This is a genomic window from Pseudoalteromonas sp. 2CM41L (assembly GCF_023161905.1).
Taxonomy (GTDB): Bacteria; Pseudomonadota; Gammaproteobacteria; order Enterobacterales; family Alteromonadaceae; genus Pseudoalteromonas; species Pseudoalteromonas atlantica.
Genome location: NZ_JALNTN010000003.1, coordinates 180,134 through 206,472, shown reverse-complemented (window position 1 = coordinate 206,472; position 26,339 = coordinate 180,134). Strand labels below are relative to the sequence as shown.

General features: G+C 41.1%; 25 protein-coding genes. 16 read left to right on the top strand and 9 right to left on the bottom strand.

Annotated features, from left to right (window positions below; genetic code table 11):
- Positions 1-111: 111 nt before the first annotated feature.
- Genes MTF64_RS05785 through MTF64_RS05775 form a run of 3 tightly spaced genes read right to left on the bottom strand, consistent with a single transcriptional unit; the run spans position 112 to position 2,428 of the window.
- Positions 112-951 carry a ScpA family protein gene (locus MTF64_RS05785; protein ID WP_248450872.1) on the bottom strand — a complete coding sequence of 280 codons (840 nt, stop codon included), beginning with the start codon at positions 949-951 and terminating at the stop codon, positions 112-114.
- A gap of 5 nt (positions 952-956) precedes the next feature.
- Positions 957-1,577 carry an L-threonylcarbamoyladenylate synthase gene (locus tag MTF64_RS05780; RefSeq protein ID WP_248450871.1) on the bottom strand — a complete coding sequence of 207 codons (621 nt, stop codon included), beginning with the start codon at positions 1,575-1,577 and terminating at the stop codon, positions 957-959.
- The gene (locus tag MTF64_RS05775) at positions 1,574-2,428 is read right to left on the bottom strand and encodes a PHP domain-containing protein (protein WP_004586790.1); all 855 of its coding nucleotides are present in this window, start codon (positions 2,426-2,428) and stop codon (positions 1,574-1,576) included. Before MTF64_RS05775 ends, MTF64_RS05780 begins: the two co-directional genes overlap by 4 nt.
- A 449-nt stretch (positions 2,429-2,877) precedes the next feature.
- Between MTF64_RS05775 and MTF64_RS05770 the strand changes: the two genes are divergently transcribed.
- Genes MTF64_RS05770 through trpA form a run of 6 tightly spaced genes read left to right on the top strand, consistent with a single transcriptional unit; the run spans position 2,878 to position 9,466 of the window.
- Positions 2,878-4,446 (top strand): anthranilate synthase component 1, encoded by a 1,569-nt coding sequence (locus tag MTF64_RS05770; RefSeq protein ID WP_004586791.1) that lies wholly within the window; start codon positions 2,878-2,880, stop codon positions 4,444-4,446.
- 1 nt (position 4,447) lies between these two features.
- Positions 4,448-5,050, top strand: coding sequence for an aminodeoxychorismate/anthranilate synthase component II (locus tag MTF64_RS05765; protein WP_248450870.1), 603 nt, complete (start codon positions 4,448-4,450; stop codon positions 5,048-5,050).
- Positions 5,051-5,061: 11 nt separating this feature from the next.
- On the top strand, positions 5,062-6,099 hold the full coding sequence (gene trpD, locus MTF64_RS05760) for an anthranilate phosphoribosyltransferase (RefSeq protein ID WP_248450869.1): 1,038 nt from the start codon (positions 5,062-5,064) through the stop codon (positions 6,097-6,099).
- Positions 6,092-7,456 carry a bifunctional indole-3-glycerol-phosphate synthase TrpC/phosphoribosylanthranilate isomerase TrpF gene (gene trpCF / locus MTF64_RS05755; protein ID WP_248450868.1) on the top strand — a complete coding sequence of 455 codons (1,365 nt, stop codon included), beginning with the start codon at positions 6,092-6,094 and terminating at the stop codon, positions 7,454-7,456. Before trpD ends, trpCF begins: the two co-directional genes overlap by 8 nt.
- A gap of 7 nt (positions 7,457-7,463) precedes the next feature.
- Positions 7,464-8,648 (top strand): tryptophan synthase subunit beta, encoded by a 1,185-nt coding sequence (gene trpB, locus MTF64_RS05750; RefSeq protein ID WP_064385149.1) that lies wholly within the window; start codon positions 7,464-7,466, stop codon positions 8,646-8,648.
- Positions 8,645-9,466, top strand: a complete 822-nt coding sequence (trpA, locus tag MTF64_RS05745) for a tryptophan synthase subunit alpha (RefSeq protein WP_004586796.1) — start codon at positions 8,645-8,647, stop codon at positions 9,464-9,466. Before trpB ends, trpA begins: the two co-directional genes overlap by 4 nt.
- A 63-nt stretch (positions 9,467-9,529) precedes the next feature.
- Here trpA and MTF64_RS05740 read toward each other — a convergent pair whose 3' ends face one another.
- A complete protein-coding gene (locus MTF64_RS05740) occupies positions 9,530-10,108 on the bottom strand; it encodes a type 1 glutamine amidotransferase domain-containing protein (protein WP_004586797.1) in 579 nt (192 codons plus the stop codon).
- 400 nt (positions 10,109-10,508) lie between these two features.
- Complete coding sequence (locus MTF64_RS05735; protein WP_004586798.1) at positions 10,509-10,778, bottom strand: HU family DNA-binding protein; 270 nt, start codon at positions 10,776-10,778, stop codon at positions 10,509-10,511.
- 172 nt (positions 10,779-10,950) lie between these two features.
- Between MTF64_RS05735 and MTF64_RS05730 the strand changes: the two genes are divergently transcribed.
- Both MTF64_RS05730 and MTF64_RS05725 read left to right on the top strand, forming a co-directional pair.
- Entirely contained in the window at positions 10,951-11,526 is a 576-nt protein-coding gene (locus MTF64_RS05730; protein WP_004586799.1) for an inner membrane-spanning protein YciB, read from the top strand.
- A 67-nt stretch (positions 11,527-11,593) separates the two neighbouring features.
- A complete protein-coding gene (locus MTF64_RS05725) occupies positions 11,594-12,235 on the top strand; it encodes a CPBP family intramembrane glutamic endopeptidase (RefSeq protein WP_096041561.1) in 642 nt (213 codons plus the stop codon).
- Between the two features lie 68 nt (positions 12,236-12,303).
- Here the strand turns inward: MTF64_RS05725 and MTF64_RS05720 are convergent, their stop codons facing one another.
- Entirely contained in the window at positions 12,304-13,728 is a 1,425-nt protein-coding gene (locus MTF64_RS05720) for a sodium-dependent transporter (protein ID WP_138612631.1), read from the bottom strand.
- A 186-nt stretch (positions 13,729-13,914) separates the two neighbouring features.
- Here MTF64_RS05720 and MTF64_RS05715 point away from each other — a divergent pair, with 186 nt between their 5' ends.
- The 5 genes from MTF64_RS05715 (at position 13,915) to MTF64_RS05695 (ending at position 17,036) form a co-directional block, all read left to right on the top strand.
- Positions 13,915-14,217 (top strand): YciI family protein, encoded by a 303-nt coding sequence (locus tag MTF64_RS05715; RefSeq protein WP_024033446.1) that lies wholly within the window; start codon positions 13,915-13,917, stop codon positions 14,215-14,217.
- Between the two features lie 155 nt (positions 14,218-14,372).
- Positions 14,373-14,636 (top strand): PepSY domain-containing protein, encoded by a 264-nt coding sequence (locus MTF64_RS05710; protein ID WP_024033445.1) that lies wholly within the window; start codon positions 14,373-14,375, stop codon positions 14,634-14,636.
- Positions 14,637-14,639: 3 nt separating this feature from the next.
- Positions 14,640-15,314, top strand: coding sequence for a response regulator transcription factor (locus MTF64_RS05705; RefSeq protein WP_004586804.1), 675 nt, complete (start codon positions 14,640-14,642; stop codon positions 15,312-15,314).
- Positions 15,308-16,645, top strand: a complete 1,338-nt coding sequence (locus tag MTF64_RS05700) for an ATP-binding protein (protein ID WP_004586805.1) — start codon at positions 15,308-15,310, stop codon at positions 16,643-16,645. Before MTF64_RS05705 ends, MTF64_RS05700 begins: the two co-directional genes overlap by 7 nt.
- Positions 16,632-17,036 carry a hypothetical protein gene (locus tag MTF64_RS05695; RefSeq protein WP_096739487.1) on the top strand — a complete coding sequence of 135 codons (405 nt, stop codon included), beginning with the start codon at positions 16,632-16,634 and terminating at the stop codon, positions 17,034-17,036. The genes MTF64_RS05700 and MTF64_RS05695 overlap by 14 nt, the downstream gene beginning before the upstream one ends.
- A gap of 109 nt (positions 17,037-17,145) precedes the next feature.
- Here the strand turns inward: MTF64_RS05695 and MTF64_RS05690 are convergent, their stop codons facing one another.
- Positions 17,146-18,180: an AI-2E family transporter gene (locus MTF64_RS05690; protein WP_024033443.1), complete on the bottom strand. Its 1,035-nt coding sequence runs from the start codon at positions 18,178-18,180 to the stop codon at positions 17,146-17,148.
- Between the two features lie 170 nt (positions 18,181-18,350).
- On the opposite strand from MTF64_RS05690, the gene MTF64_RS05685 reads away from it, so the two are divergent.
- Positions 18,351-19,244 (top strand): TIGR01777 family oxidoreductase, encoded by an 894-nt coding sequence (locus MTF64_RS05685; RefSeq protein WP_248450867.1) that lies wholly within the window; start codon positions 18,351-18,353, stop codon positions 19,242-19,244.
- A gap of 130 nt (positions 19,245-19,374) precedes the next feature.
- Positions 19,375-20,550, top strand: a complete 1,176-nt coding sequence (locus MTF64_RS05680; RefSeq protein WP_248450866.1) for a GGDEF domain-containing protein — start codon at positions 19,375-19,377, stop codon at positions 20,548-20,550.
- 50 nt (positions 20,551-20,600) lie between these two features.
- On the opposite strand, the gene MTF64_RS05675 is transcribed toward MTF64_RS05680, so the two are convergent.
- On the bottom strand, positions 20,601-23,153 hold the full coding sequence (locus MTF64_RS05675; RefSeq protein WP_248450865.1) for a glycoside hydrolase family 3 N-terminal domain-containing protein: 2,553 nt from the start codon (positions 23,151-23,153) through the stop codon (positions 20,601-20,603).
- Positions 23,153-24,427, bottom strand: a complete 1,275-nt coding sequence (locus tag MTF64_RS05670; RefSeq protein ID WP_024033438.1) for a sugar MFS transporter — start codon at positions 24,425-24,427, stop codon at positions 23,153-23,155. The genes MTF64_RS05675 and MTF64_RS05670 overlap by 1 nt, the downstream gene beginning before the upstream one ends.
- 523 nt (positions 24,428-24,950) lie before the next feature.
- Between MTF64_RS05670 and MTF64_RS05665 the strand changes: the two genes are divergently transcribed.
- Positions 24,951-26,282, top strand: a complete 1,332-nt coding sequence (locus MTF64_RS05665) for a GH1 family beta-glucosidase (RefSeq protein WP_248450864.1) — start codon at positions 24,951-24,953, stop codon at positions 26,280-26,282.
- The last annotated feature ends 57 nt before the right edge of the window (positions 26,283-26,339 follow it).

Here is a 26,339-nt window from a genome sequence, read left to right as displayed (position 1 = left end):
CCTCTAAATTCAATAATTTAAGAATATAGAGGGTGAAGAAAAACTAAAATAGCGTATACAAACAGCATCTGTGCATATACGCACATACAACTTGACCTACAGTTTTACTAATTAGCTATTTGGTGTGTCAGTAAGGTTTATGTAAATTAAGCTATCAGGTGAGACTTGCAAACAGCTAATTAAGCCTTCTTTTATAAGCTCAAGCATAGCAATAAAGCTAACCACTACACCGCTTCGCCCTTCACTAAGGGTGAATAAATCGTTAAACGGTAGCGCTTTTTTTGCGTTACTCAGCTGGGCTAAAATTTGGCTCATCCGCTCACGGGTAGAGAGGATTTCTGCGGTCACTTGGTGATGCTCAAATGTTTTGGCGCGCGCCATCACGTCGCTCAGAGCTAACATTAAATCTTTTAACTCAAGCTCTGGCAGGTTTTGAGCGGTATTTTCAATAACCGGCATAGTTGCATGTGCAACAAAAATATCACGGCCTACACGGGGGATGGCATCTATATTTCCGGCTGCTTTTTTAAACTGCTCGTATTCTTGTAAACGCTTGATTAGTTCTGCGCGGGGGTCTTCCTCTTCTTCGAGCTCCTCGTGCACAGGCAATAACAGACGCGATTTTATTTGTGCCAATAACGCTGCCATTACTAAGTACTCACCGGCAAGTTCTAACTGAAACTCACTCATCATTTCTACATAACTGACATATTGCTCAGTAATGCTAAAAATAGAGAGTTCGAGCACATCTAACTTGTGCTTTTTTATTAAATACAGCAGTAAATCAAGCGGGCCTTCAAAGGTTTCCAAAATAATTTCAAGTGCATCGGGCGGAATGTATAAATCTTCAGGTTTATCTACAACGGCTTTGCCATGCAAAAAAGCCAGTGGCAGCTTTTGCTGCACTGGCTCACTTTGAGTATTTTTTTCGCCCTGTGTTGTATCACTCACCGAGGTTACTCAAACGGGCTGGTATCGCCACACCCTACACGCAAAATGTGAATATCATCTTCTGATAGGTCAATAACCGTGGTTGCTTGTTCTGCAAGGTGTCCGCCGTCAATAATTAAATCTACGTGTTTATCTAAACGCGTTAAAATTTCATCTGGGTCTGATTCTGTGAACTCTTCTCCTGGTAAAATTAACGAACACGACATTAACGGCTCCCCAAGCTCTGCAAGTAATGCACATGCAATTGGATGCTCTATAACGCGCATACCAATGGTTTTTTTCTTATCGTTTAATAAACGCTTTGGCACCTCTTTTGTGCCTTTAAAAATAAAGGTGTATGGCCCTGGCGTATTATTTTTAATAAGCCTAAACATTTGGTTATCTACACGGGCATAAGTTGCCAGCTCAGATAAATCACGGCATACCAGCGTAAAGTTATGGTGTTTTTCTATTCCACGAATACGCTCAATGCGCTCTTTTGCTTGCTTATTACCGAGGTTACACCCTATCGCATAGCCCGAATCTGTTGGGTATACAACTACCCCGCCCTGTTTAATAATATCAACCGCTTGGCGAATAAGTCGTGGCTGTGGGTTTGCTGGGTGAATATGAATTAATTGACTCATGATAATGCTCCTTCTTGCCCTTCCCACACTTGCCAAACCCCTTGGCAGTCTTTGGGTAAGTATAAGTTTTTACCTAGCTCTAAATAACTAGTTGGAAAATGAAAGTCAGAACCTTGCGAGCACAGTAAACCGTACTCTTGGCTCAATTGCCCTAAAAATTGGCGTTCAGTAGGCGCTTGTTGCGGCTGCGCAACTTCCATGGCATCGCCCCCGTCACTTTTGTATTGCACAAGTAACTTACGTAACCATTTATTAGACATTTGGTAACGCCCTGGGTGTGCAAGTACTGCAACCCCGCCCGCAGCATGAATGGCGCTAATAGCTGTTTGCATATCACACCAATTGCTTGGAACATAACCTGTTTTGCTGCGCCCTAAGTATTTTTTAAATACCCCAGGAAAATTTTTAGCTACGCCTCTTTCAATCAATGCACGCGCAAAATGAGCACGTGTTATTTGGGCGTTTTCTGCCAGCGCCTTGGCTTGCTCGTAAATGCCATCAAAACCGTTTTTTGCCAGCCTTTTGCCAATTTCAATGGCGCGTTCGTCACGCTTTTGCTGCTGCGCCGATAACAATGATGTAAGGGCATTGTTATTTATATCAATATTTAGCCCAACAATATGTATTTCAAAGCTTTCCCACTTGGTAGAAATTTCTACGCCAGATATAAGCTTAAGCGGTAGGTTTTCTGTTTCGATAAACGCTTTTGCCGGCGTAATAGCAGCCACAGTGTCGTGATCGGTTATCGCAAACACATCAATGTTTTTTTCTACGGCGCGGTTTAATAATTGCTCAACTGTTAAATGTCCGTCTGAATGCGTTGTATGGCTGTGTAAATCGTATTTTATCAAAAGAAAACTGCTTAAATTTAAGGGTAATAGATGTTTATATAAGTATAACAACTTTTTTGACTAAATTGTTTTAAATAAACACTTGACACAAAAGCGCTAAATACGTTTTACTGTAGCCACTTTAAGACACATTAAGAATTAATAAAAATGATCAATTCAATCCAACACACTATTTGGTGGTGGCACTCATAATTTTTGGGTGATGAATTGTCGTGTCTAGCAAATATTCAAAACCCGCAACTATGCGGGTTTTTTTATAACTAAATTTTACGTATTTAATTTTTTATTTTGAGGCAAAAAAACATGAATAACGGTCTTACTCTTACACATCGTTGGTGGTGGCGCCTGATATAGCGGGACGGTAATGATCTGTTTGTAATTTAGATATCGTTATTCAAACCCCGCATTGCAAAAGCATTGCGGGGTTTTATTTTTTGAGGGAATGAGGTTTGATTTTTAGTCATATAACTACCACACCAGGCGAAGTTACTAGCATAACGCAAGTGCGCGACTACATTAGTAGCCCACTTGCACTTTATGCGGCACTTGATAAGCCTAACTCGCTACTGCTTGAATCAGCCGAAATTGATTCTAAAGACAGTGTTAAAAGTTTAATTTTAGTTGACTGCGCGCTGCGCATTGTTTGCCAAGGTAAAACCGTCACGGTAAGTGCTCAATCTAATAACGGTAAACAGTTACTGCCGTACTTAAGAGCCAATGTGCAAAGCTGCGATGCAACCTTAACCGACACAAGCCTAACCCTTGTTTATAAAGGCGGCTCTAATGACATTGACGAAGCAAGTAAACTGGTTGCCGATAATGCATTTAGCGCACTACGCACCTGTATAAACAGTATCAAAAGCACCACCGAAAACCCGTTTTCGGTATTTTTAGGCGGTGTATTTGCCTACGACATGGTGGCTAATTTTGAGCAGCTAAGCGACGTACCCGATGGCGAAAACACCTGCCCAGACTACGTGTTTTACTTAGCCGAAACCTTAGTGGTTATCGACCATCAAAAACAAACCACCGAGCTTATTGGTAATGTGTTTAATGGCCCAGACGTACACGCTAATTGTTTTGAGGTAGGTAAAGAGCTAGAACGATTAAATGCCCTATGCGACAAAGCAGAAGAGTTTAGTGCGCCTATGCAAACTGGCACCTGCGATGTAAGTGTTGATATCAGCGATGAAACTTACTGCGAGCAAGTGGTTAAGCTTAAAAAGAACATCGTTGATGGTGATATTTTTCAGGTTGTGCCTTCGCGTACGTTTTCACTGCCCTGCCCTGATTCGTTGCACGCATATAGCCAGCTTAAAAAGCAAAACCCAAGCCCTTATATGTTTTATATGCGCGATGAAGAATTTGCTTTATTTGGCGCCTCACCTGAGTCTGCGCTTAAATACGAGGTGCAAAGCAAACAAGTTGAAGTTTACCCTATTGCCGGTACTCGCCCACGTGGAAAATTTGCCAATGGCGCAATCAACCCAGATTTAGACAGCCGTATTGAGCTTGAACTAAGAAACGATCAAAAAGAGCGTGCCGAGCATTTAATGCTGGTTGATTTAGCTCGTAACGATGTGGCACGCATTAGTGTAGCCGGCACACGCCATGCAAAAGAGCTATTAAAAGTAGACCGCTACTCGCAAGTAATGCACTTGGTTTCTCGCGTGGTGGGCACATTAAAGCCTGAGCTTGATGCACTACACGCTTACCAAGCGTGTATGAACATGGGCACGCTGGTAGGCGCTCCTAAAGTACGCGCTGCCGAACTTGTACGCCAAACCGAAGGCAAACGCCGTGGCAGCTACGGTGGCGCAGTAGGCTATTTAACAGGCGATGGTGCAATGGATAGCTGCATTGTTATTCGCTCAGCGTTTGTTAAAAATAATACCGCGTATGTGCAAGCAGGTGCAGGTGTCGTTTACGATTCTGATCCGCAAGCCGAAGCTAACGAAACCCGCGCTAAAGCCCAAGCGGTGATCACCGCCATAAAATCGACTTATGAGGCGGTATAAAATGAGCACAGCAAACCCAATGAAAATATACTTTTTAGATAACTTTGATTCGTTTAGCTACAACCTTGTTGATGAACTAACCATGCTGGGCTGTGAGCTTGTGGTATACAGAAATAACATAAGTGCAGATGTTATTTTTAATAAAATGCGTCAAGAGCCTGGGCAAGTATTATTAGTGCTTTCGCCAGGACCTGGTGCACCCAGTGATGCAGGTTGCTTAATGGAATTAATCGAACTGGCTAAAGGCCACTTCCCCATGCTGGGCATTTGCCTAGGGCAACAAGCACTTACACAAAGTTATGGCGGAGTAATCGGCCACGCGGGTGAAACCGTACATGGTAAGTCATCAATCATTAATTTAAACCCGCATCCGGTGTTTGAAGGAATGGGCAACACCATGCCCGTAGCCCGTTACCATTCATTAATGGCAACCAAGGTACCTGAAAATATTGAGGTAATTGCACAATTTGACGATATTCCTATGGCCATATATCACCACGACGATAAAGCGTTAGGTTATCAATTTCATCCTGAGTCAATACTTACGCCAAATGGTGCAATGCTACTTCAACAAAGTGTTGCGTACTTAACGCGCACCAACTAATAGAGGACATTATGAGTACCCAAGCACAAGAGACCATAAATGTTCAATACGCTATTGAGCAACTTATTCAAGGCAAGTCGTTAAACTATGCCCAATCAAATGCATTATTTGACCAAATAATGCAAGGTAACATGAGCGAAATAGAGCTCACTGCATTGCTAATTAGCCTTAAAATAAAAGGCGAAGTAAGCGATGAAATTGCCGGCGCTGCAGCGTCAATGCGAGAAAACGCCGTTGCCTTTACAACCGCTTGCACGCAACTTGCCGATAGCTGCGGCACCGGGGGCGATGGCTCAAACACGATTAATATTAGTACTACCGCGGCTATTGTTGCAGCTGCCGCAGGTATTAATATGGTAAAACATGGTAATCGCAGTGTATCGAGTAATTCGGGCTCTGCTGATTTATTAAAAGCACTGGGCATTAATATTGATATGAGCCCAGCACAGGCTGCACATTGCCTTGAGCAAACCCATTTTACCTTTTTGTTTGCACCGCATTATCACAGTGGTGTACGCCACGCGATGGGCGTACGTACTGCGCTTAAAACACGTACCATTTTTAATATTTTAGGCCCGCTTGCTAACCCTGCTGCACCACACGTGCAATTACTGGGTGTTTACGATGAGTCTTTATGTATGCCAATGGCGCAAACACTTAAAACTTTAGGCACTAAGCGCGCGATGATAGTGCATGGTTCTGGCACTGACGAAATAGCCCTGCACGGCCCAACTAACGTAGTTGAGCTAAACAATGGCGAAATAACGCAGTACACATTAAACCCAAGCGACTTTGACCTTGCAAACTATTCACTTGAACAACTAGCCGGTGAAGGCCCACAATACAACGCAAATGCGAGCCTTACTATTTTACAAGGTAAAGGCAGTGATGCGCACAATGCTGCAATCGTGGTCAATGTGGCTGCACTTTTATACCTAAGCGGTAAAGTACAGTCATTAAAAGAAGGCGCACAACAGGTACAAACATTACTAAGTTCAGGCAAAGCCATGAACACATTAAATGCAATTATTGAGGTAAGTCATGGCTAATGTATTAGACAAAATTGTTGCTGATAAAAAACAAGAGCTAATAGAGCGTAAAGCCGCGCGCCCACTAGAGAGCTTTAAACACCTAGCAGTGCCAACTAGCCGCAGCTTTTATAAAGCGTTAGCAAAGCCGGGTACGCAGTTTATTTTAGAATGTAAAAAAGCATCTCCTTCAAAAGGGCTAATAAGAGAGCCGTTTGATTTAACCGAGATCACCTCTGTTTATAAAAAATATGCTAGCTGCATGAGCGTACTTACAGATACTAAATACTTTCAAGGTAGCTTTGATTATTTAGAGTTTGTACGTAGCCAAGTAGAGCAACCACTTATTTGTAAAGACTTTTTTATTGATGAGTACCAAGTTTACATGGCACGTATTTATGGCGGCGATGCTATATTACTAATGCTTTCAGTACTTGATGATGAACAATATAAAGCGCTACATGCAGTTGCCGACTCGCTTAACATGTCGGTATTAACCGAAGTCAGTAACGAAGAAGAAGTGCACCGTGCCCTTGCACTTGATGCGCAAATTATTGGTATTAATAACCGTGACCTTCGCGATTTAAGCACTGATTTAGCCACCACTGAAAAGCTACGTAAACTCATCCCACAAGATAAAGTGGTTATTTCAGAGTCGGGCATTTACACTCATCAAGATGTTAAACGTTTAGCGCCATTATGTGACGGCTTTTTAATTGGCAGTTCTTTAATGGCTGAGCGCGATTTAGAACAAGCCTGCAAAAAAGTGATTTTAGGTGATAACAAAGTGTGCGGTTTAACCCGAGCACAAGACGTACAGGCCGCTTACAACAACGGCGCAGTGTACGGTGGACTCATTTTTTACCCTAAATCGCCTCGTTATGTTGATTTAGATTGTGCGATTGAGCTGAGCCAAAGTGCGCCACTTAAATTTGTCGGTGTTTTTGTTAATGCAAGCCCGCAGCAAGTGGTACAATACGCGCACGAACTAAAACTTGCCGCAGTACAATTACACGGTCAAGAAAGTGACGATTACATTGCCGCATTACGTACACAGTTACCTAAAGGTTGTGAAATTTGGAAAGCACAGGCAATTAAAGATACATTGCCAACCCCAGCTACGGGCGTAGACCGCCATCTTTATGATACCCACAGCGATACACAAGCCGGTGGTACAGGTAAAGCATTTGATTGGGCAGTACTGCGCGACGCAACAACCCCCTTTATGCTAGCGGGTGGCTTAAATCCAGACAATATAAAAGACGCGCTGTTTCAAGGTGCCCTAGGCCTTGATTTAAATTCAGGCGTTGAAGAATCTGCGGGTAAAAAGTGCCCTATCAAATTACAAAATGCTTTTACAAGCATCAGAAATTATTGAGGTTATAATGCAAAATCCAGCTTATTTTGGCGAGTTTGGCGGTATGTTTGTACCTGAGCTACTTGTCCCTGCGCTTAAGCAGTTAGAGAACGAATTTAACAAAGCACAAAAAGACCCTGAATTTCAGGCTGAGTTTACAAAATTATTAAACGAGTATGCCGGTCGCCCTACGCCGCTTACATTAACGCGTAATTTAATTAAAAACCCTAAAGTAAAGCTTTACCTAAAACGTGAAGATTTACTGCACGGCGGCGCACACAAAACCAACCAAGTACTTGGTCAAGCGTTGCTAACTAAACGTATGGGTAAAAAAGAAGTTATTGCCGAAACTGGAGCGGGCCAACACGGCGTGGCAACAGCCCTAGCCTGTGCATTACTTGGCTTAAAATGCCGCATTTATATGGGTGCTAAAGACGTTGAGCGCCAACAGCCTAACGTATTTAGAATGAAATTAATGGGCGCAGAGGTTATTCCGGTAACCGCCGGCTCTGGCACATTAAAAGATGCGGTAAACGAAGCGCTACGCGACTGGTCTGCAAACTACCAAGAAGCTCACTACTTACTTGGTACCGCTGCGGGTCCTCACCCATTCCCAACAATTGTACGAGAGTATCAAAAAATCATTGGTGAAGAAGCTAAACAACAAGTACTAAAAGCAGAAGGACGCTTACCGGATGCCGTACTAGCCTGTGTTGGCGGTGGCTCTAATGCCATTGGTATGTTTACTGACTTTATTGACGAGCCAAGTGTAAAACTTATTGGTGTAGAGCCTGCTGGTAAAGGCCTAGATACCCACGAGCACGGCGCTACAATTTGTAAAGGTACAAAAGGTATATTGCACGGTACCTATACGTACATTATGCAAAATGACGATGGCCAAATTGAAGAGTCATACTCAGTATCTGCCGGTCTTGATTACCCAGCAGTTGGACCACAGCACGCGTTTTTACACGAAACAGGCCGTGCTCAATATGTGGGTATTACCGATACAGAAGCCCTTGACGCGTTCCAAGCACTGGCTAAAAACGAAGGCATTATTCCAGCTCTTGAATCAAGCCATGCCCTTGCTTATGCACTTAAATACGCCGAAGAGCAAACAGAAGAAAGCATTTTAGTGGTTAACTTAAGTGGCCGTGGCGATAAAGATTTAACCCACGTACACAGCGTTTTATCACAAGGAGGTCAGCTATGAGCCAGTTAAATACAGATCGTTACGGTAAAACCTTTGCTGCACTTAATGAGCAAAAACAAGGTGCATTTGTGCCATTTGTTACCATTGGTGACCCAGGTAAAGAGCAAAGTATTGCCATTATTAAAAGCTTAATTGATGGCGGCGCGGATGCACTGGAGCTAGGTATTCCGTTTTCGGACCCAATAGCCGATGGCCCCGTTATTCAAGCTGCGAATATTCGTGCGCTCGATGTAAACATTAACACGCAAGATTGCTTTGATATTATTAAAGAAATACGCGATTACAATGCAGATATTCCAATTGGCTTATTATTGTATTCAAACCTTGTGTTTAAACGCGGTTTAGAAACATTTTATAAAGATGCTAAAGCGGCGGGCGTAGACTCTATTTTAGTTGCTGATGTACCACTGCATGAGTCTAAAATGTTTAGAAAAGCAGCCATGGCAAACGGTGTAGACCCAATATTTATTGCCACACCCAATGCCGATGACGATACTCTGCGCCAATGTGCATCTTACGGCCGTGGCTACACGTATTTATTATCGCGTGCGGGTGTTACCGGCACTGATACTAAAGCGCAAATGCCAGCGGGTAACATAGTAACTAAATTAAAAGAATACCATGCAGCCCCTGCTTTATTAGGCTTTGGTATTTCTACTCCCGATGATGTAAAAGCCGCCCTAAATGCCGGTGCAGCTGGTGCTATTTCAGGCTCAGCCGTTGTTAAAATTATTGAAGCAAACCTTAATGATTTAGACGCGATGACAACGCAGTTAAAAGCGTTTGTAGCTGATATGAAAGCGGCCACCGCACTGTAAAAGCTTAAAATTTACGCGTTAAAAAAGGGCATTTTAAATGCCCTTTTTTATTAAGCTCTACACTTAGTGAGCTTGATGCTTACCTTCTAAAATTTCTTCAATAAATTTTGCATTAAATGCTTCTAAATCTGCAGGACTGCGGCTTGTTACTAAACCTTGGTCTACACTCACCTCTTCATCAACCCAGTTTGCACCAGCATTGATTAAATCACTTTTAATGCTCGGGAATGATGTAACAGTACGGTCGCGTAGTTTATTAATTTCGGCAAGTAACCAAGGAGCATGGCAAATAGCTGCAACGGGTTTGTTTTTCTCAGCGCCAAAAAAACCATCTATAAACGCTTTTGCGTGCTTATCTTGGCGTAACGTATCTGGGTTAAATAAACCACCTGGCAGCATAAGCGCATCGTAATCGCTGGCACTGGCATTTGTAACAAGTTTATCTACGCTTACTTTGTCGCCCCATTTATCTTCATCCCAGCCGGTGATTTCACCCTCTTTTACCGACACAATATCGATATCGGCGCCGGCATTGAGTAAAGCATCACGTGGAGATAATAGCTCACTTTGCTCAAAGCCATCGGTGGCTAAAATAGCAATTTTTTTGCCTTGTAAACGAGTGCTTGTTTGTAATGTAGACATATAGATCTCCTTATTGCGTTTAATAAAATGTTTCAATCTCCCTATTAAAAGCATAACCGATGCCAAATTTAACCTATTGAAAATAAAGATGAATATAAATTAAAGCTATCAAAGCTATGTAAATCATTTAGAGGGTTTGAACAATCTACATAGCTTAATTTAAAGTGCGTATTAAAAACCAGCACACAAGCTTTGCTTATAAGATGAAGTAGTTAGGCATTAACTAAAAACTGGGTATTTATTTTCTAGACGCCCCCTATTAGAGGGGTGCGCCGAACTATAACTTTGTGATTAATAGCGCTAACTAAACCTAAAAAGGTAACTGGGCTATTCGCTGCAATTAGTTGAAGGAACTAGTCGCTGGTACTGATCACTGGTACCGGTCAATACAGGTTGCTATTTAAAGGAGATCTTTTAATGCTTTGGCAGGTTTAAATACGGGTTTGTTAGCGCCTTCTATTTCAATGCTTTCGCCTGTTTGCGGGTTACGCCCAGTGCGCGCTGGGTAGTAGCTTAAAGCGAATGTACCAAATCCATTAATTTGCACTTGGTCGCCTTCAGATAACGATTTAGTAATTACTTTTTGTAAGCTAGTAAGGGCTGCTTGTGTGTCTTTTTTTGTTAGTTCACTGCGTTTTGCTATTTGGGCAACAAGTTGTGCTTTGTTCATTGTAGGCTCCTAAATGCACACTTAATCAGTGTTGGTTAAGCGTGGGAATATGATGATGGATAATTAAAGCCACGCAGGCTAAGGCTTACAGGGCAACAAGTCAACCTTGTAGTTGCCTAGTATTATGTGGTAAAAACTTCCCTGACTTCTTTTTGTATAATTTAGGTAGTATATGCACGCATTGATTGAATACATCCCGCTAATATTATTTTTTGCGGTATTTAAATTAGTTGATATTTACTGGGCAACAGGCCTTTTAATGGTCACTACGCTTATTCAAGTTGCGTATAGCTACTTTAAGCACGGCCATGTACCTGCCCGCCAATGGCTATTTTTTGCTATTGCAGCGGTGTTTGGCACATTAACCTTAGTACTCCACGATGAGCAGTATATAAAATGGAAAGCCACGTTAATTTATGCCGGCTTAAGCCTTACCTTATTAATTAGCCGTTACGTACTGAATAAAAATCTTGTTAAAAAAGCCCTTAGCTCAATCCTTGAAAACGCCAACGACTCTAAACAGGCGATTGAAGTACCTGAGCCGGTGTGGAATAAGCTTAACTTAATGTGGGTTGCCATTACCGCAGGTATTGCAGTGCTGAATATTTACATTGCGTATAATTTCTCACTCGATTTTTGGGTTAACTTTAAAGTGTTTGGTTTAATGGCCATTACTTTTGTGAGTATTTTGATCACTATTTTTGCTTTGTATAAATACTTCCCTGATGAAGAAGAACCCGCAAAGTAAAACACCTTCGTCATAAAAATGTCGTCTTTGCTTGATAGCGTGTAAAAAAAATCAATCAGAGACGACCTTGAACGCCAATCAATACCGCTGGTTTGAATTTACCCTAATATTTGTTTTATTGCCTTTAATAGGCTTTACCCTTCGTAGCTACCTAGCAAACTGGCTAATACCTGCACTGATTGTTTTAATGAGTGTGTGCTGCATGTTATTACTGAACGACCCTCACTTTAAGCGATTTAGACTTACAAGCCTGGGGCAGTTTTCTGCGGTAAAGCGCCGTTTATTTAGTTTCTTTTTTTTAGGTGCGCTTTTTTCAGGCGTGTTTTACGGCATTATTCATCAAGAAAACTGGTTTAGTATGCCGCTGCACTCATTTTATAACTGGTTACTTTTACTGCTTCTATACCCGCTGCTGTCGGTATTACCACAAGAGCTAATTTTCAGGACCTACTTTTTTCATCGCTATAAACGCATTATGCCCAAAAAAAGAGTGCGTATAGTGGTAAGCGCAACGGTGTTTGCCCTTGCCCATATTGTGTATGCCAATTGGGTGGCTGTAGGCTTAGCATTTTTAGGCGGGTTATTATTTTCGTTTACTTACGCGCAAAGCCGCTCAACCATAGTGTGTGTAATTGAGCATAGCTTATGGGGATTGTGGATGTTTACACTGGGGATTGGCACTTCATTAGACTCAGGAGCTATCAGCTAACAAGCTAAGCCGCTATTTTAAACACAAAAAAGCCGCGTTAATACGCGGCTTTTGAAAACTTTTTTAGCCTAAAAACCAAATAACTTAAAGGCAAAAAACTTAGTCGCTACTGTATTAATAAATATGGCTAATAAAATAACCGGAATAAACGTAGAAAGCGAAAAGTTAACGTATTTCTCCATAAAGCTACCGGCGTAATTTGGTGAGCCTTGGCTTAGCTCATCTGTTAGGCGCGCTTTTTTCCAGCGGTACATAACAAATAAACACACCATTAAACCATTCAGTGGCAATATAGTGTCGTAAAATACATCATACACAATATCAAAAAAGCTTTTATTACCGCTGCCGTAACTAGTAAACGACGTTAGGCTATCAACCATACCAAACGACATAGTACATAATATAGTTAACACACCGGTGGCTAGCGTTAAAATACCTAAGGCTTTTTTACGGCTGACCCCTTTGCGGTCGCTAAGGGTCGCTGTAGGTACTTCTACAATTGATACAAGCGAAGTAATCGCTGCAAAAAACACTAATAAAAAGAACGAAAACGCCACTGCAGACGCGCCAAAGTAACCAATATCATTTTGTAGTGCTAATAAAATTTTAGGTAAGTATACAAATATCATCGATACAGACGAGTCAGAAAGAGCGGCAGGGTCGGTATTAGGATCAAAACTAAATATTGCCGGTAAAACCATTAAACCGGCAACAAATGCCACTAATGAGTCGGTAATAGCCACCATTTTTGCACTGCCAACAATGTCATCTTTTTTAGATATGTAAGAGGCGTACGTCATTAAAATGCCCATACCTAGCGATAGTGAGAAAAACGCTTGGCTTAGTGCACCATTAAGCACACTGGCGCTCATTTTAGAAAAATCAGGAATAACATAATATTTAACACCAGCCATGGCGTTATCAAGCGTTAATACATACGCTACAAGGGCGAGCAACATAACAAATAAAGCCGGCATTAAAAACTTAGCGGCTTTTTCTATGCCTTGTTTAACCCCACCCAATAAAATAAGGTTAACAATAATAACGACCACTGCCATGTAGCCAAAAACAGTGTAGCTATTTATAAAGCTGCCAAAATGGCTCGGATCTGCCAATGCATCTAAATTACCCATGGCGGTTTGGCTTAAGTAACCAAAAATCCACACGGTAATAACCATGTAAAATACGGCAATCATAAACGGCGTTAATACAGCCAAAAAGCCTGCAAACTTCCATTTTTTGTCGTTATTTGCCAGCGCTTTGTACGAACCAAGTGGATCTTTTTGCGCGTTACGACCCATGGCCATTTCAGCCATCATTACTGGTAAACAAATAAAAGCAACAAACAAAGCGTATACAAGTAAAAATGCACCACCACCATTTTTAGTTGCCGACACAGGAAAACCTACTAAGTTGCCAATACCCACTGCCGAACCTGCTGCAGCCAGTATAAAGCCAAGACGGGAGCTAAAATGCTCTCTATTATTGCTCATGTATTAACCTTGTTATTTTTAAGTTATTCAAGCGACTCTACCAGTGTTGTGCCGCGCTTTTCAAGCAATTACACACTAAAAATAATTAATAACTGTAAACCTAGCTTTAACGGTAATTTGTTCACCAACTATCAACGTTGTGCTAGTATTTGCGTTATTAAACTTAACATTTTTTTGAGAATTACTATGTTGTACATGATTTATTCAACCGACGTTGAAAACAGCTTACCGCTTAGAAAAGAAGCCCGCCCCGCCCACTTAGCACGTTTAAGCGAACTCGACTCTCAAAACCGTTTATTTGTTGCCGGCCCACTGCCAGCAATCGACAGTGAAGACCCGCAAGATGCTGGATTTACAGGTTCATTAGTCATTGCAGAATTTGATTCACTTGAAAAAGCACGTGAATGGGCAGCCTCTGATCCATACGTTGCAGCCGGCGTTTACGCAAACACCGTTGTAAAACCATATAAAAAAGTATTACCAGCGTAACGAACACCCTGAATTTAAAACGTTATTTAATTCAGGGTTGGTTCACTGCTAATTAATTAAGCTGGCGAACGTAAAAGCGCATATTGGACGTTTTTACTTGAGTTTTAGTAGCTTAGTTAATTAGAATAGCTGGGTTTGATCTAGGAGTTCCCGTCATGCGTGTATTATTAACCCTTGGTTTAATTGCCTGTATTAGCGTCAGTGGCGCCGTACACGCAAGTTCGACTGTTACCAAAGCAGTTAAAAAAACTGAGATCAGCAAAAAGAAAGCCGTAATACTTGCAAAAGAAGAAACTGACGGTAAAACCTTAAAAATTACAGAACAAGCAAAATTTTATACTGTACGTATACTCAAATCTGACGGCCACGTCGTTGATTTACATATAAATAAAAAAACCGGCGAAGTGAAAAAGGATTAGCAAATGCGAATTTTAGTTATAGAAGATGATTTACACTTAGCAGACAACCTACGTAATGCTTTAGAGAAAGAACGTTACAGTGTTGATTTATGTCACGATGGCGAAGCTGGCCTATTCCATATTACAGAATACCCGCTAGATATGGCGGTGGTTGATTTAGGCTTACCAAAAATTGACGGTATTGAGCTAATCAATAAAGCACGTGCACAAGGCGTGACAATCCCTATTTTAATCTTAACGGCGCGCGACCGCTGGCAAGACAAAGTTGAAGGACTAGATGCAGGTGCCGACGACTACTTAACCAAGCCGTTTCATGTTGAAGAATTAATTGCGCGTTGTAACGCACTTATTCGCCGCAGTGCGGGTAAAGCAAACCCTGAAATGACAGCGGGTCCAATTAAAATTCATACTCGCTCACAACAAGTTTGGGTTAACGACAAAGAACTTAGCCTTACGGCTTATGAGTACAAAGTACTTGAGTATTTAATGGTTAACCCGCAAAAAGTAATTTCTAAATCAGAACTTACTGAGCACATTTACGACCAAGATTTCGATCTTGATTCTAACGTTATCGAAGTATTTGTACTTCGTCTGCGTAAAAAATTAGACCCTGAAGGCACATTAAACCCAGTAGAAACACTACGTGGGCGTGGTTACAGGCTTAAAAGTCAGTGGTAGCATCGCAAATATCGCTTAAAATAAGGCAAGGATTTATCCTTGTCTTTGTTTTATTGGTGGCACTGCCTATTTTGTTTTACTCGATTGGTAAAGCGTATTACGCCTCATTAGTCGAAACCACCGAAAAAAATCTAGAAGCCCACTTATACTCCCTTATTTCTGAAGTCGACTTTACTGAGCGCGGCATTATTATGCCCAGCACAATTTTAACGCCTGAGCTTAATAACTTAAATTCAGATACCTACGCCATGATTTACCGCGATGATGTACCTGTTTGGCACTCAGAGTCGGCTGTAAACGTAAACTTTAAACCCGAGTACATAGAGCCTAAAGCAGGTGCGGCCGACTTTAGACGTGTGGTTTACAACAATGCGGTTTACTGGCAATTAAGCCTAACGGTCATTTTAAATAATATTGACCAATCTGAGCAGGCACGTTTTATATTACTCAAACGAAACGATGCATTGCTAAGGTTAATGGATGGCTTTAAGCAAACCCTAGTCGATTGGATGTTTATAATGGGTATTGCGATTGCAGGTTTAATGGCAATTGGGTTTATTTGGAGCGGCCGGCCGTTACAACGTCTTGATAAAGAAATAAAAGCCATTGAGTCGGGCGATATTCAAGAAATTAAAGGCTTATACCCTGTAGAGCTACAAACAATTAAATCAGACCTAAACTTATTACTAGAGTCGCAGCAACGTCAAAAAGAGCGCTACAGAGCCTCTTTAAGTGACCTAGCACATGCATTAAAAACGCCCCTTGCGGTATTAAAATCAAGCCCGCTTGCTAATGATGCCGATGCCCAAGAGCAACTTGATAGAATAAATGTGATGATCGAGCATCAGTTAAAGCGTGCAGCTACTGGCGCCTCAGATACATGGAAAAAACAAACCCCAGTTAAACCAGTGGTTGATTCTATTTTAAGTGCAATGGCCAAGGTATACCGCGATAAAGACATTATATTTAATTGTACCGTGACCGATAAAGATTACTTTTTAGGTGACCAAACAGATTTAATGGAATTACTGGGTAATTTAATTGATAACGCCTGTAAAGCGTGTCGCTCACAAGTAGAAATACAAGTCATTCAAAGTAAAACACTGTGCATAGGCATTAGTGACGATGGACCCGGTGTACCCGAGGATAAACGCGAGTCTTTATTAACCCGTGGTACCCGCCTTGATACTTACGAAAGCGGCCACGGTGTTGGTATGGCGATAGTCTCTGATTTGGTTAAATCTTATAACGGTCACTTAACGATTAATAAGTCGGACACCTTGGGCGGCGCACAATTTATTTTAGAGTTTAATTACAATGATAAAAAATAGCCTTTTAATCACACTTGCGAGCCTATTAGCACTAAGTACTAATGCCAGTGCGCAAGCACAGTGTACGCTTGAGCAAAACGCAACGCCAAGCCAAACTAAACGCTATACGCAGTGTTTAGACACCCAAATAAATCAGGCTAAATACAATCAGGGTACTTGGGTTCAAAAACGTAAATATGAACTCACTAAATTAGAAGAGCAAAGCGGAAATACGCAAATACTGATGTTGTTTAAGCGCAGCGTCGACAACCATCAAAAGTATATTGAAGCAAGCTGCCAATGGCGCTATATATTAAAACTGCCAAATGCAAGCCAAGCCGCTATTGATTACAAATTATGTGAACTTGCACTTATTGAACAGTTTACTCAAGTACTTAAAAAGCCACTTTAAACGGGGATTAACCCCTATAAAAAAAGCGATTAATACTGTGTATTAATCGCTTTTTTTGTATCAATTATTTAATCAAATACGCAATTTAAGCTATTAAAACCAATTGATATTATTTATCGTCTATCGACTCACCAGTACCAAGTAGCGTGGCAACCCAGCGCCCTTCATCACTTGCCTCTAGGGCTATTTTAACAATCATAGTAAGCGGTACCGATAGCAACATGCCTACAGTGCCTAATAACCAACCCCAAAATATTAACGACAAAAACACCACCAAGGTAGAAAGCCCAAGCCCTTTACCCATAAATTTAGGCTCTACAATGTTACCCATTACCGTATTAATAATTAAATACCCTGCACCTACAAGCCCGGCTGTTAATGGTCCTTGTGTTATCAGTGCTAACAATACAGCTGGTACTGCGGCAATAATAGAACCTATATTAGGAATATAATTAAACATAAACGCCAACACGCCCCACAGCACAAAGTAGTCAACATCTAAAATCCATAAATAAAATGCTGCAATAATACCGGTGGCTAAACTCACTAATGTTTTAATTGCTAAATACGAATTAATAGAAACCAAAAAGCGGTCAATTTGCTCCATTTTTCTATCTGGGTCGGCAAGTGCCATATGAATTTTTTTGCTTAATGCAGGCCCTTCAAAAAGCATAAACACCACAGTTAAAATTATTAAAAACATGTTTGCCATTACGCCACCTAAGCCGGTAAGCATATTCGTGGCTACATCGACCATTTTACCTGGGTCAAACATAGAGAGAATTTGATCTCTATCGATTAAGATATTGTATTGCGATGCAAGATCGACCAGCCACACAAACTCTTCTTGTAACTGGGCTTTATATTCAGGAAGTTGCTGAGAAAAGTCGTTAACTGATTGTCCTACAAGGCCGCCTAAGCTTACACCTAAGCCCACAATGATAAGCACCACAATAACCACAGAAACCCCTTTAGGGATCCGATAGCGACCAAAAAATGTGATCAGCGGGTTGCATACAATGGCAATAAACGCCGCCAAAATAAAGGGAATAATAATAACACTTGCGGCCTTAATACCGGCTAATACAACCACCAGGGCTGCAAATATTATTAAGCTTTTATTTACGCCAGTTAAACTTGCCAACGCGCCAATCCTTTTCTTATGAAATTCGCTTTAGTGTAAGGCAAAAACTAATTAAATGAAATATTTACAAAGTGATCGTTGTTTTTTAGTTAACGTAATAATTTGCATTAAGATAGTTTAAATAGTATACATTTTAAACAAATCGTACACTTAAAATTGGTAAGATTTTTATGCATATTTTTTTTACAGGCGCTACAGGCCTAATAGGTAAACACTTAACGCCTTTTTTGCTCCATCATCATAAAGTAACCGTACTGAGCCGAAATAAAACCAAAGCCCATGTATTGCTTGGTCATAATATTGATGTAGTAAGCAGCGTTGATGAGGTTAATTTTAACCATGTAGATACTGTGATTAATTTAGCCGGCGAACCTATCGTCAACAAACGCTGGACGCAAGCACAAAAACAAACAATTAAAAACAGCAGAATAAACCTTACCACGCAAATCAGCGATGCTATTTTAAATTGCAGCACGCCCCCTGCTACATTTATATCTGGCAGTGCCATTGGCTATTATGGCCGCCAAGACGATACCCCCGTAGATGAGGACACCGACGATGTAAATGATGAATTTAGCCATCAGCTATGTAAAGAGTGGGAGCACGCGGCACTAAAAGCGCAAAGTGATAAAACACGGGTGTGCTTATTACGCACGGGAATTGTACTTAGCAAAAACGGCGGCGCTTTAAGTAAAATGCTTCCTGCGTTTAAATTTTTTGCAGGTGGCCCCATTGGTGATGGGGAGCAAGGTATGTCGTGGATTCATATTGATGACATGATTCAACTGATTTTATTTATTATAAAACACACATCGCTTTGCGGGCCAATTAACGCTACTGCACCCACCCCTGTTAGCAATAAAGTATTTAGCAAAAGTTTAGGTAAAGCATTGTCTCGCCCTGCGGCCCTAACCATGCCAAGCCCTGTGTTAAAAATATTAATGGGTGAAATGTCTGATTTGCTCACTACTGGGCAATATGTAATACCCAAAAAAGCGTTAGCGCATAATTACCGTTTTCATTTTACGGATATAGATTCGGCTCTAAGAAGTTTAATAAAGTAGGTGTATTCAGCATAGAAACACCTAATAAAGGTTATAAAAATACTACTTTAAGCTAGGTTACTGTAATTAATATAAGCTTTAGTATCTAGTCTCCATTAAAATAGTCGTTTTATAATAAAAGAACCTTTCTATGCTGCACTTACCAACCGTTATAAGCCTTTCTTTTATTTTAAACCTTATAATTGGGCTGTATTTTATCTCTATTTATCAATATAAAAAACAAACTAGTTTTTTATATTTTGGCCTAGCTTGTACCACCTTTACATTCGCCATACTATGCGCAAGCTTACGCGTGACCATTGCATGGCCGTTTATTACCCATTACTTTGCCAGTTTATTTATTATTGCTTGCCCACTTTTTTTAATTATGGGATTAAAAGCACTCAGCCCTTTAAATAAAAGCATATGCAAGCAAGTTAGCTATTTACTCATCGTGGCTGCGGTTTTTTTGCTCGTAGTTTACAACACCGCTGTAGAGAAAATATTGGTTAGTTTAACTGTGGCAGGGTTATTTTTGTATGCCTCGTATATTGTTTTAAGCACCCGCTTTATAGCAAAATTACAGCAACGTATGCTATTGCTTTGCCTATTAATGCACGCACTCGTTATGCTAATACAGGGAGTTTTATTACTGTTGCCGTTTTTTACTGCGCTCAACTTTAATTTTGCCTCTGTTTTGCAATTTACTTTAGCTGTACACTTAATACTTGCCACTAGCGCCGCCCTATTGCTGCCTTTTTTAGTGTTTGCCAATACAGAGCATACACTCAACTCCCTTGCTAATCGCGACCCATTAACCCAGCTATTAAATAAACGCGGTTTAAATGCAGTGGCCAATACGTTATTTAGTAAAAATAATGCCGAGCATCCCCTTAGCATTATTATGGTCGATATAGACTTTTTTAAGCGCGTTAACGATGAATTCGGACACGATGCAGGTGATGAGGCAATTAAATGGGTTTCGCAGCATATTGCAGCGCTTTTTTCTAACAGCGCAGTTACCGCGCGTGTAGGCGGCGAAGAGTTTGCAATTTTACTTAGCCACTGCACTTTAAATGAGGCACAGTGCGCGGCAAACACCCTCAGAAAAAACATTAAAAACAAGCCCTTTAGCTATTACGGCAACACCATTTATTTAAGAATAAGCGCTGGAGTGGCGTGCAGCGATACTCAAACAAGCTCTTTTAAATCGCTACTTAGTGCGGCAGATAAGCGCTTGTATATTGCTAAAACCACAGGACGCGACAAAGTTATATATGAATCTGCACAAAACCCTTTTATAAATAACAAACCGGTTTGCACATAAAAAAAGCCCTTCAATTGAAGGGCTTTGACATACACACTAAAACAAAATGATTACTGACATTTAAGCCCAGCAGAGTCTGCCTTATTAGGCACAAACTGAATGTTTGCTACCGACACTGAGGTTTTACTGCTTGCATGTAAACTAAACGGGCTTGTAAGGCTTGCAAAGTCTACGCCTTGGTTAGCAAAACAACGTAAGTCTACCGACACCGACTGCCATTTATTTTTGATGGATTGATCAACCATTTTACTCAAAGCAATCGCACCACCACACTCACCTGAACAAGTCATAGCAAGGTTTACGTCATCGGTTAATGGCTCATTGAGTTTAATATCAAAACTAATAACGCCATTAGCCTCTAAATACGTAATGGTATCTTCTGCAAAGCTTGTGACTATTTCAGCACTTGCCTTTTGCTCGCCACTAAAATTAAATTGGCGCGCGTCTTCTTGAACTGTTTTATCCTCAGTACGGTATTTAAGTGCACCCAGTTGATGAGTACTGCTTGATACATCTAATAGCTCATCGCCAGATTTAAGTAATAAACGCCACGGAGCAACCGGTGCGCCAACTAAAATATCCATACTAGTGAGCGCTGAGTTATCTAATTTAGAGTCTTCGTCTAAATTATCAGCCAATACATTTTTATCGCCATAAGTTAAACCAAAGCCGTACGGTAATAATGGGCTGTAATCGTCATCGCCTTTATTAACCGTTGCTTGTACTGCTGTTTTAGGCCATGAAAACGAAAGCTTGCCGCTAAAGTCATGTTGAATACTGCCATCTTTGGCTTTTAAAATAACATCGGCAATACCGCCGCCTTCTGTACCTGGTAGCCATGCTGCAACAAATGCATCTGAGGCATTTAATTCACTGTTAACCCACATAGGGCGACCCGAAATAAATACCGATACAACATCAATACCCTGCTCTTTTAACGACTTTAATAACGCGAGCGATTTTTTATTACCGCGCTCAAATTCAAGGTTATCTCTATCGCCATGGCCTTCTGCATAAGGCTCTTCACCAAATACCACAACGGCTACATCTGGGCGCTGCTCATATGAGCCATCCACACTTAAAATGGCACGTCCACCCGCCTCAGTAATTTGTTTTTCAAGACCTGCGTAAATAGACGTGGCACCAGGAAAATCAGCATTTTTGTTATTCGTCCCTTGCCAAGTAATACTCCAACCACCCGACTGCTTACCTATGTTATCGGCTCCATCGCCGGCAATTAGTACAGTTTGGTTTGCATCAAGAGGCAAAATATTGTTTTTGTTTTTAAGTAAAACAAGTGATTCGCGTACTGCCTGACGCGCAACTTCGCGGTGCTGCTGCGCACCAATTAGCTCAGTTTTACCCGAAAACTGACGCTTAGCCGGGCTTGGTTTATCAAATAAACCGGCACGCAATTTAACGCGTAAAATTCTACTTACTGCATCATCAATGCGCGACATGCTGATTTCGCCAGCTTTGACTTGCGCTATGGTGTTTTCGTACAGCGGCTTCCAAGCGCCCGTTGGCACCATAAAAATATCAAGCCCCGCGTTAACAGCCTGTGCACAGCTTTCGTTTGTACAGCCTTCAATTTGACCGTGGCCGTTCCAATCCCCTACCACAAAACCATCAAAGCCCATGCGGGTTTTAAGCACATCGGTTAACAGGTATTTGTTGCCGTGGTTTTTAACTCCATGCCAGCTATTAAACGATGCCATAACCGACTGACTTCCCGCCGATAAGCCGCCTACATAACCTTGGGCATGTATATCAAACAAATCTTGCTCACTGTCGATATTATTACCTTGGTCATCGCCATCGACTGTGCCGCCATCACCTAAAAAGTGCTTAACGGTACTAATAACACGTTTATCACTTAAAAAGTCGCCTTCGGCTTTGCCCTGTAAACCATTTACAATGGCAGCAGAATAATCGCGTACAATGCGAGGGTCTTCTGAATAACCTTCATAGGTTCTGCCCCAGCGGTCGTCACGCACAACAGCCACTGTAGGTGCAAATACCCAATCAATACCCGTTGCCATTACTTCAACCGCAGTGATAGCTGCTATTTGCTCAATCAATGCCGGGTTGTTTGCCGCACCTAAACCAATATTATGCGGAAATAAGGTCGCGCCAATTACATTATTGTGACCATGCACCGCATCGGTGCCCCACATTGTGGGTATTTTACTGCCATCGATAGAGTCATCTACCGACGCCTGATAAAAATCTTCAGCCAATTTTACCCAGTCCATTGGTGTTGCGTGTTTATCACCGTTAGGAAACGCACCGCCCCCATTTAGATATGAGCCAAAGCCATATTTGCGCATGTCTTCAACGGTAATATCACGAATTTCTGGTTGAATCATTTGAGCTACTTTTTGCTCAAGTGTCATCGTTTTTAAATAATCGGCTATTTTAGCTTCAATTTCTGGGTCTTGTTTTACGGCAATATTAAGTTTTGGCCAAATTTTCTCTGTTTTAGACAACGCATTATTAGCTTCAGGAGAGGTTGTCGCGTCATTTGAACAAGCCGCTAAAATGCCTACTGATGCAATTAATGAGGCACGTGCTATTTTATTAAGTGAAAAAGGGGTTTTCATTATAGAGTCTCCTGAGCTTGAACTGGTTTGCTTCCGCTTAAACCATAAAACGCGATAAATAAGTAACAAAAAATTGGTAAAACATACGAAAGTTGAACACCCACACTATCAGCAAGTGCACCTTGTAAAAGAGGCACTATTGCACCCCCTACAATCGCCAAGCACAAAATACCAGAACCCTGCGCTGTATGCTTACCCAGGCCATTTAACGCTAAACTAAAAATAGTTGGGAACATAATAGAATTGAATAAACCAACCAGTAGTATTGACCACATTGCTAATTGGCCCGACGTGCTCATGGCAATAACCACCAAAATAATAGCCATACTTGCGTTAAAGCCAAGTACTTTACCAGCGGGTAATTTTTGCATTACCGCTGCACCAATAAAACGCCCCACCATAGCTCCACCAAAATAATATGTGATGTAGTGAGCGGCAACATGCTCTTTTAATCCAGCAATATTTTCTTGGGCTAAAAAGCTAACTAAAAAACTGCCAATCGCAACCTCTGCACCTACATACATAAATATACCTACAGCACCGAGGGTTAGGTGGCGGTATTGCCATGCACTACCTTCAATTGTCTCTGACTTTTCAGCGGCTTCTTTTTGCTCATTCATTATGTCTGGTAATTTAAGCCATGCAAAAATACCGGCTAGTAAAATAAGCATGCCTGCTAATAGTAAATAAGGAAGTTGTACCGATTCTGCATTTTGTGCCGGTGTTAAAAACGCTTCAGAGGCAGAGTCAAGAATCAAAAATGCACCAAATGTAGGGGCAACCGTCGTGCCTAGCGCATTAAATGCTTGCGTTAAGGTAAGGCGAGAAGACGCTGTTTTAGGGGCGCCCAATAAACTTACATAAGGGTTCGCAGAAACCTGCAATAAGGTAATACCGCTTGCCAGAACAAATAAAGCAAACAGAAATACTGGGTAATTATGTAGCGCCGCGGCTGGGTAAAAAAGTACACAACCACATGCCGCTATAAGTAACCCCACTACAATGCCTTTTTTATACCCTAATTTTTTAACTATATAGCCACTTGGCAGTGACATTAAAAAATAAGCGCCGAAAAAACAAAACTGAACCAGCATTGCCTGAACATAAGTTAGGTTAAACACCGCTTTTAAATGCGGGATTAAAATATCATTTAAGCAGGTAATAAATCCCCACATAAAAAATAAAGTAGTTAAAGATGTTAATGCAAAACCATAGTTTTTATCTTGGTAGTTTTGCGACTGTGTGTGTGTCGTCAGTGGTGCTGAACTGGCCATGGGCTCTCCGCAATTTATTATTATAAATTAGGGCGTGTTATTCTTTGCGGATTGAGATTTGTTCAACCTAGGGGCGATTAAATCGCGGCGCGAGGTTTGTAACCTAGTGGGCTAAGTTAAAACCAAGCAACAAAGAGTTAATCGTCCCTAGAAAGAACCCGAAGGGCAACGCATGTTTGGCATTTATGCTGCGTTATCGCCTATTTATGGGGAATAACCACACTTCATAGGCTCTGCCTTGCCTAAAACCAAACATACAGCTGCAAATTCAACCATCAAAGATCAATACGCCCTAACACAAAAGTCGTTATTAAAAATTGCCGTGTAACCCAGCAACATTAAAGAGTTGACCTTCGTATCAATTAACACTAATCTAAAAATGTAAGCGCTTTCACGTGTAATTAAATACGAACATGTAACATATTTCAACAAGTTTTATTTTTTTATAAACGCGCCCTTACGCTTCATCGCAGTAAATACAGTGGCTATTTATGCATTTAAGGTTTAAAAAGGTTTGTTACTAATGACAAAATTATCGTTACCATCTCATTCACCTCTATTAACAAAAAACTTTGTTTATGGTGTGGCTACGGCATCATTTCAAATTGAAGGCGGGTATGAGCATCGCCTGCCCTGTATATGGGATACCTTTTGCGATACACCCAATAAAATAGCCGACAGCTCAAATGGGCATGTTGCCTGCGATCATTACAATCAGTGGCAAAACGATATTGAATTAATAGACTCGCTTGGCGTAGATGCATATAGACTTTCTATCTCTTGGCCGCGCGTTATTACCTTATCGGGTGAGCTAAACCCTGAGGGTGTAAAGTTTTATACTAATATTCTTGATGAGCTTAATAAGCGCAACATTAAAGCGTTTGTAACGTTATATCACTGGGATTTACCTCAACATTTAGAAGATAAAGGCGGCTGGTTAAATCGCGATACAGCTTATGAATTTGCTCGCTATGTAAAGCTTATTAGCCAAGCATTTGGCGAGCGGGTATTTTCGTACGCGACCCTAAATGAGCCTTTTTGCAGTGCCTTTTTAGGCTACGAAGTAGGCATACATGCCCCAGGTTTAGTGGGCAAAGAGTACGGTAAAAAAGCGGCGCACCATTTATTGCTTGCTCATGGTTTGGCAATGGATGTGTTAAAGCAAACCTCGCCTAATACTCAAAATGGTATTGTGCTTAATTTTACACCTTGCTACCCCTTAACGCAGTCAGCCGAGGATATAAACGCAGCTCGTTACGCCGATGATTATTTAAATCAATGGTATATGAAACCAATAATGGATGGCCAATACCCAGAAATTATAAAACAGCTTCCTAGCAATCAGCAGCCTGAAATCCACCCAGGCGATCTGGACATAATTTCACAATCTATTGATTACTTGGGCATTAATTTTTATACGCGCCAAGTATACAAAGCACACCCTAGCGATATATACGAGCCACTTGCTCCACAAGGGCCTTTAACCGACATGGGCTGGGAAATTTACCCGCAGTCGTTTACCGATTTACTTGTAACGCTTAATAACACCTACACCTTACCGCCTATTTATATAACCGAGAACGGCGCAGCTATGCCCGACACCATTAAAAATGGCGAAGTAAACGATGTAGATCGCCTAAACTATTATCATAGCCACTTAAATGCCGTGCACGATGCCACAGCGCAAGGGGTTAATATTATTGGTTACTTTGCGTGGAGCTTAATGGATAATTTTGAATGGGCTGAGGGCTATTTAAAACGCTTTGGTATTGTTTACGTTGATTATAAAACTCAGCAACGTACTATAAAAGCCAGTGGCCAAGCTTATAAGAGCTTGATACAAAGCCGTAAATAGCCAATAAAAGCTATTCGATTAATCGCATAAATAAAAATCAAAAAGCGAGAACCTAAC

Bases quoted from the DNA above. Each gene is read 5' to 3' on its own strand.
- MTF64_RS05780 (WP_248450871.1), bottom strand. From the start codon at position 1,577: ATGAGTCAATTAATTCATATTCACCCAGCAAACCCACAGCCACGACTT.
- MTF64_RS05765 (WP_248450870.1), top strand. From the start codon at position 4,448: ATGAGCACAGCAAACCCAATGAAAATATACTTTTTAGATAACTTTGAT.
- trpD (WP_248450869.1), top strand. From the start codon at position 5,062: ATGAGTACCCAAGCACAAGAGACCATAAATGTTCAATACGCTATTGAG.
- trpCF (WP_248450868.1), top strand. From the start codon at position 6,092: ATGGCTAATGTATTAGACAAAATTGTTGCTGATAAAAAACAAGAGCTA.
- trpB (WP_064385149.1), top strand. From the start codon at position 7,464: ATGCAAAATCCAGCTTATTTTGGCGAGTTTGGCGGTATGTTTGTACCT.
- trpA (WP_004586796.1), top strand. From the start codon at position 8,645: ATGAGCCAGTTAAATACAGATCGTTACGGTAAAACCTTTGCTGCACTT.
- MTF64_RS05740 (WP_004586797.1), bottom strand. From the start codon at position 10,108: ATGTCTACATTACAAACAAGCACTCGTTTACAAGGCAAAAAAATTGCT.
- MTF64_RS05735 (WP_004586798.1), bottom strand. From the start codon at position 10,778: ATGAACAAAGCACAACTTGTTGCCCAAATAGCAAAACGCAGTGAACTA.
- MTF64_RS05730 (WP_004586799.1), top strand. From the start codon at position 10,951: ATGCACGCATTGATTGAATACATCCCGCTAATATTATTTTTTGCGGTA.
- MTF64_RS05720 (WP_138612631.1), bottom strand. From the start codon at position 13,728: ATGAGCAATAATAGAGAGCATTTTAGCTCCCGTCTTGGCTTTATACTG.
- MTF64_RS05715 (WP_024033446.1), top strand. From the start codon at position 13,915: ATGTTGTACATGATTTATTCAACCGACGTTGAAAACAGCTTACCGCTT.
- MTF64_RS05710 (WP_024033445.1), top strand. From the start codon at position 14,373: ATGCGTGTATTATTAACCCTTGGTTTAATTGCCTGTATTAGCGTCAGT.
- MTF64_RS05705 (WP_004586804.1), top strand. From the start codon at position 14,640: ATGCGAATTTTAGTTATAGAAGATGATTTACACTTAGCAGACAACCTA.
- MTF64_RS05695 (WP_096739487.1), top strand. From the start codon at position 16,632: ATGATAAAAAATAGCCTTTTAATCACACTTGCGAGCCTATTAGCACTA.
- MTF64_RS05685 (WP_248450867.1), top strand. From the start codon at position 18,351: ATGCATATTTTTTTTACAGGCGCTACAGGCCTAATAGGTAAACACTTA.
- MTF64_RS05680 (WP_248450866.1), top strand. From the start codon at position 19,375: ATGCTGCACTTACCAACCGTTATAAGCCTTTCTTTTATTTTAAACCTT.
- MTF64_RS05675 (WP_248450865.1), bottom strand. From the start codon at position 23,153: ATGAAAACCCCTTTTTCACTTAATAAAATAGCACGTGCCTCATTAATT.
- MTF64_RS05670 (WP_024033438.1), bottom strand. From the start codon at position 24,427: ATGGCCAGTTCAGCACCACTGACGACACACACACAGTCGCAAAACTAC.
- MTF64_RS05665 (WP_248450864.1), top strand. From the start codon at position 24,951: ATGACAAAATTATCGTTACCATCTCATTCACCTCTATTAACAAAAAAC.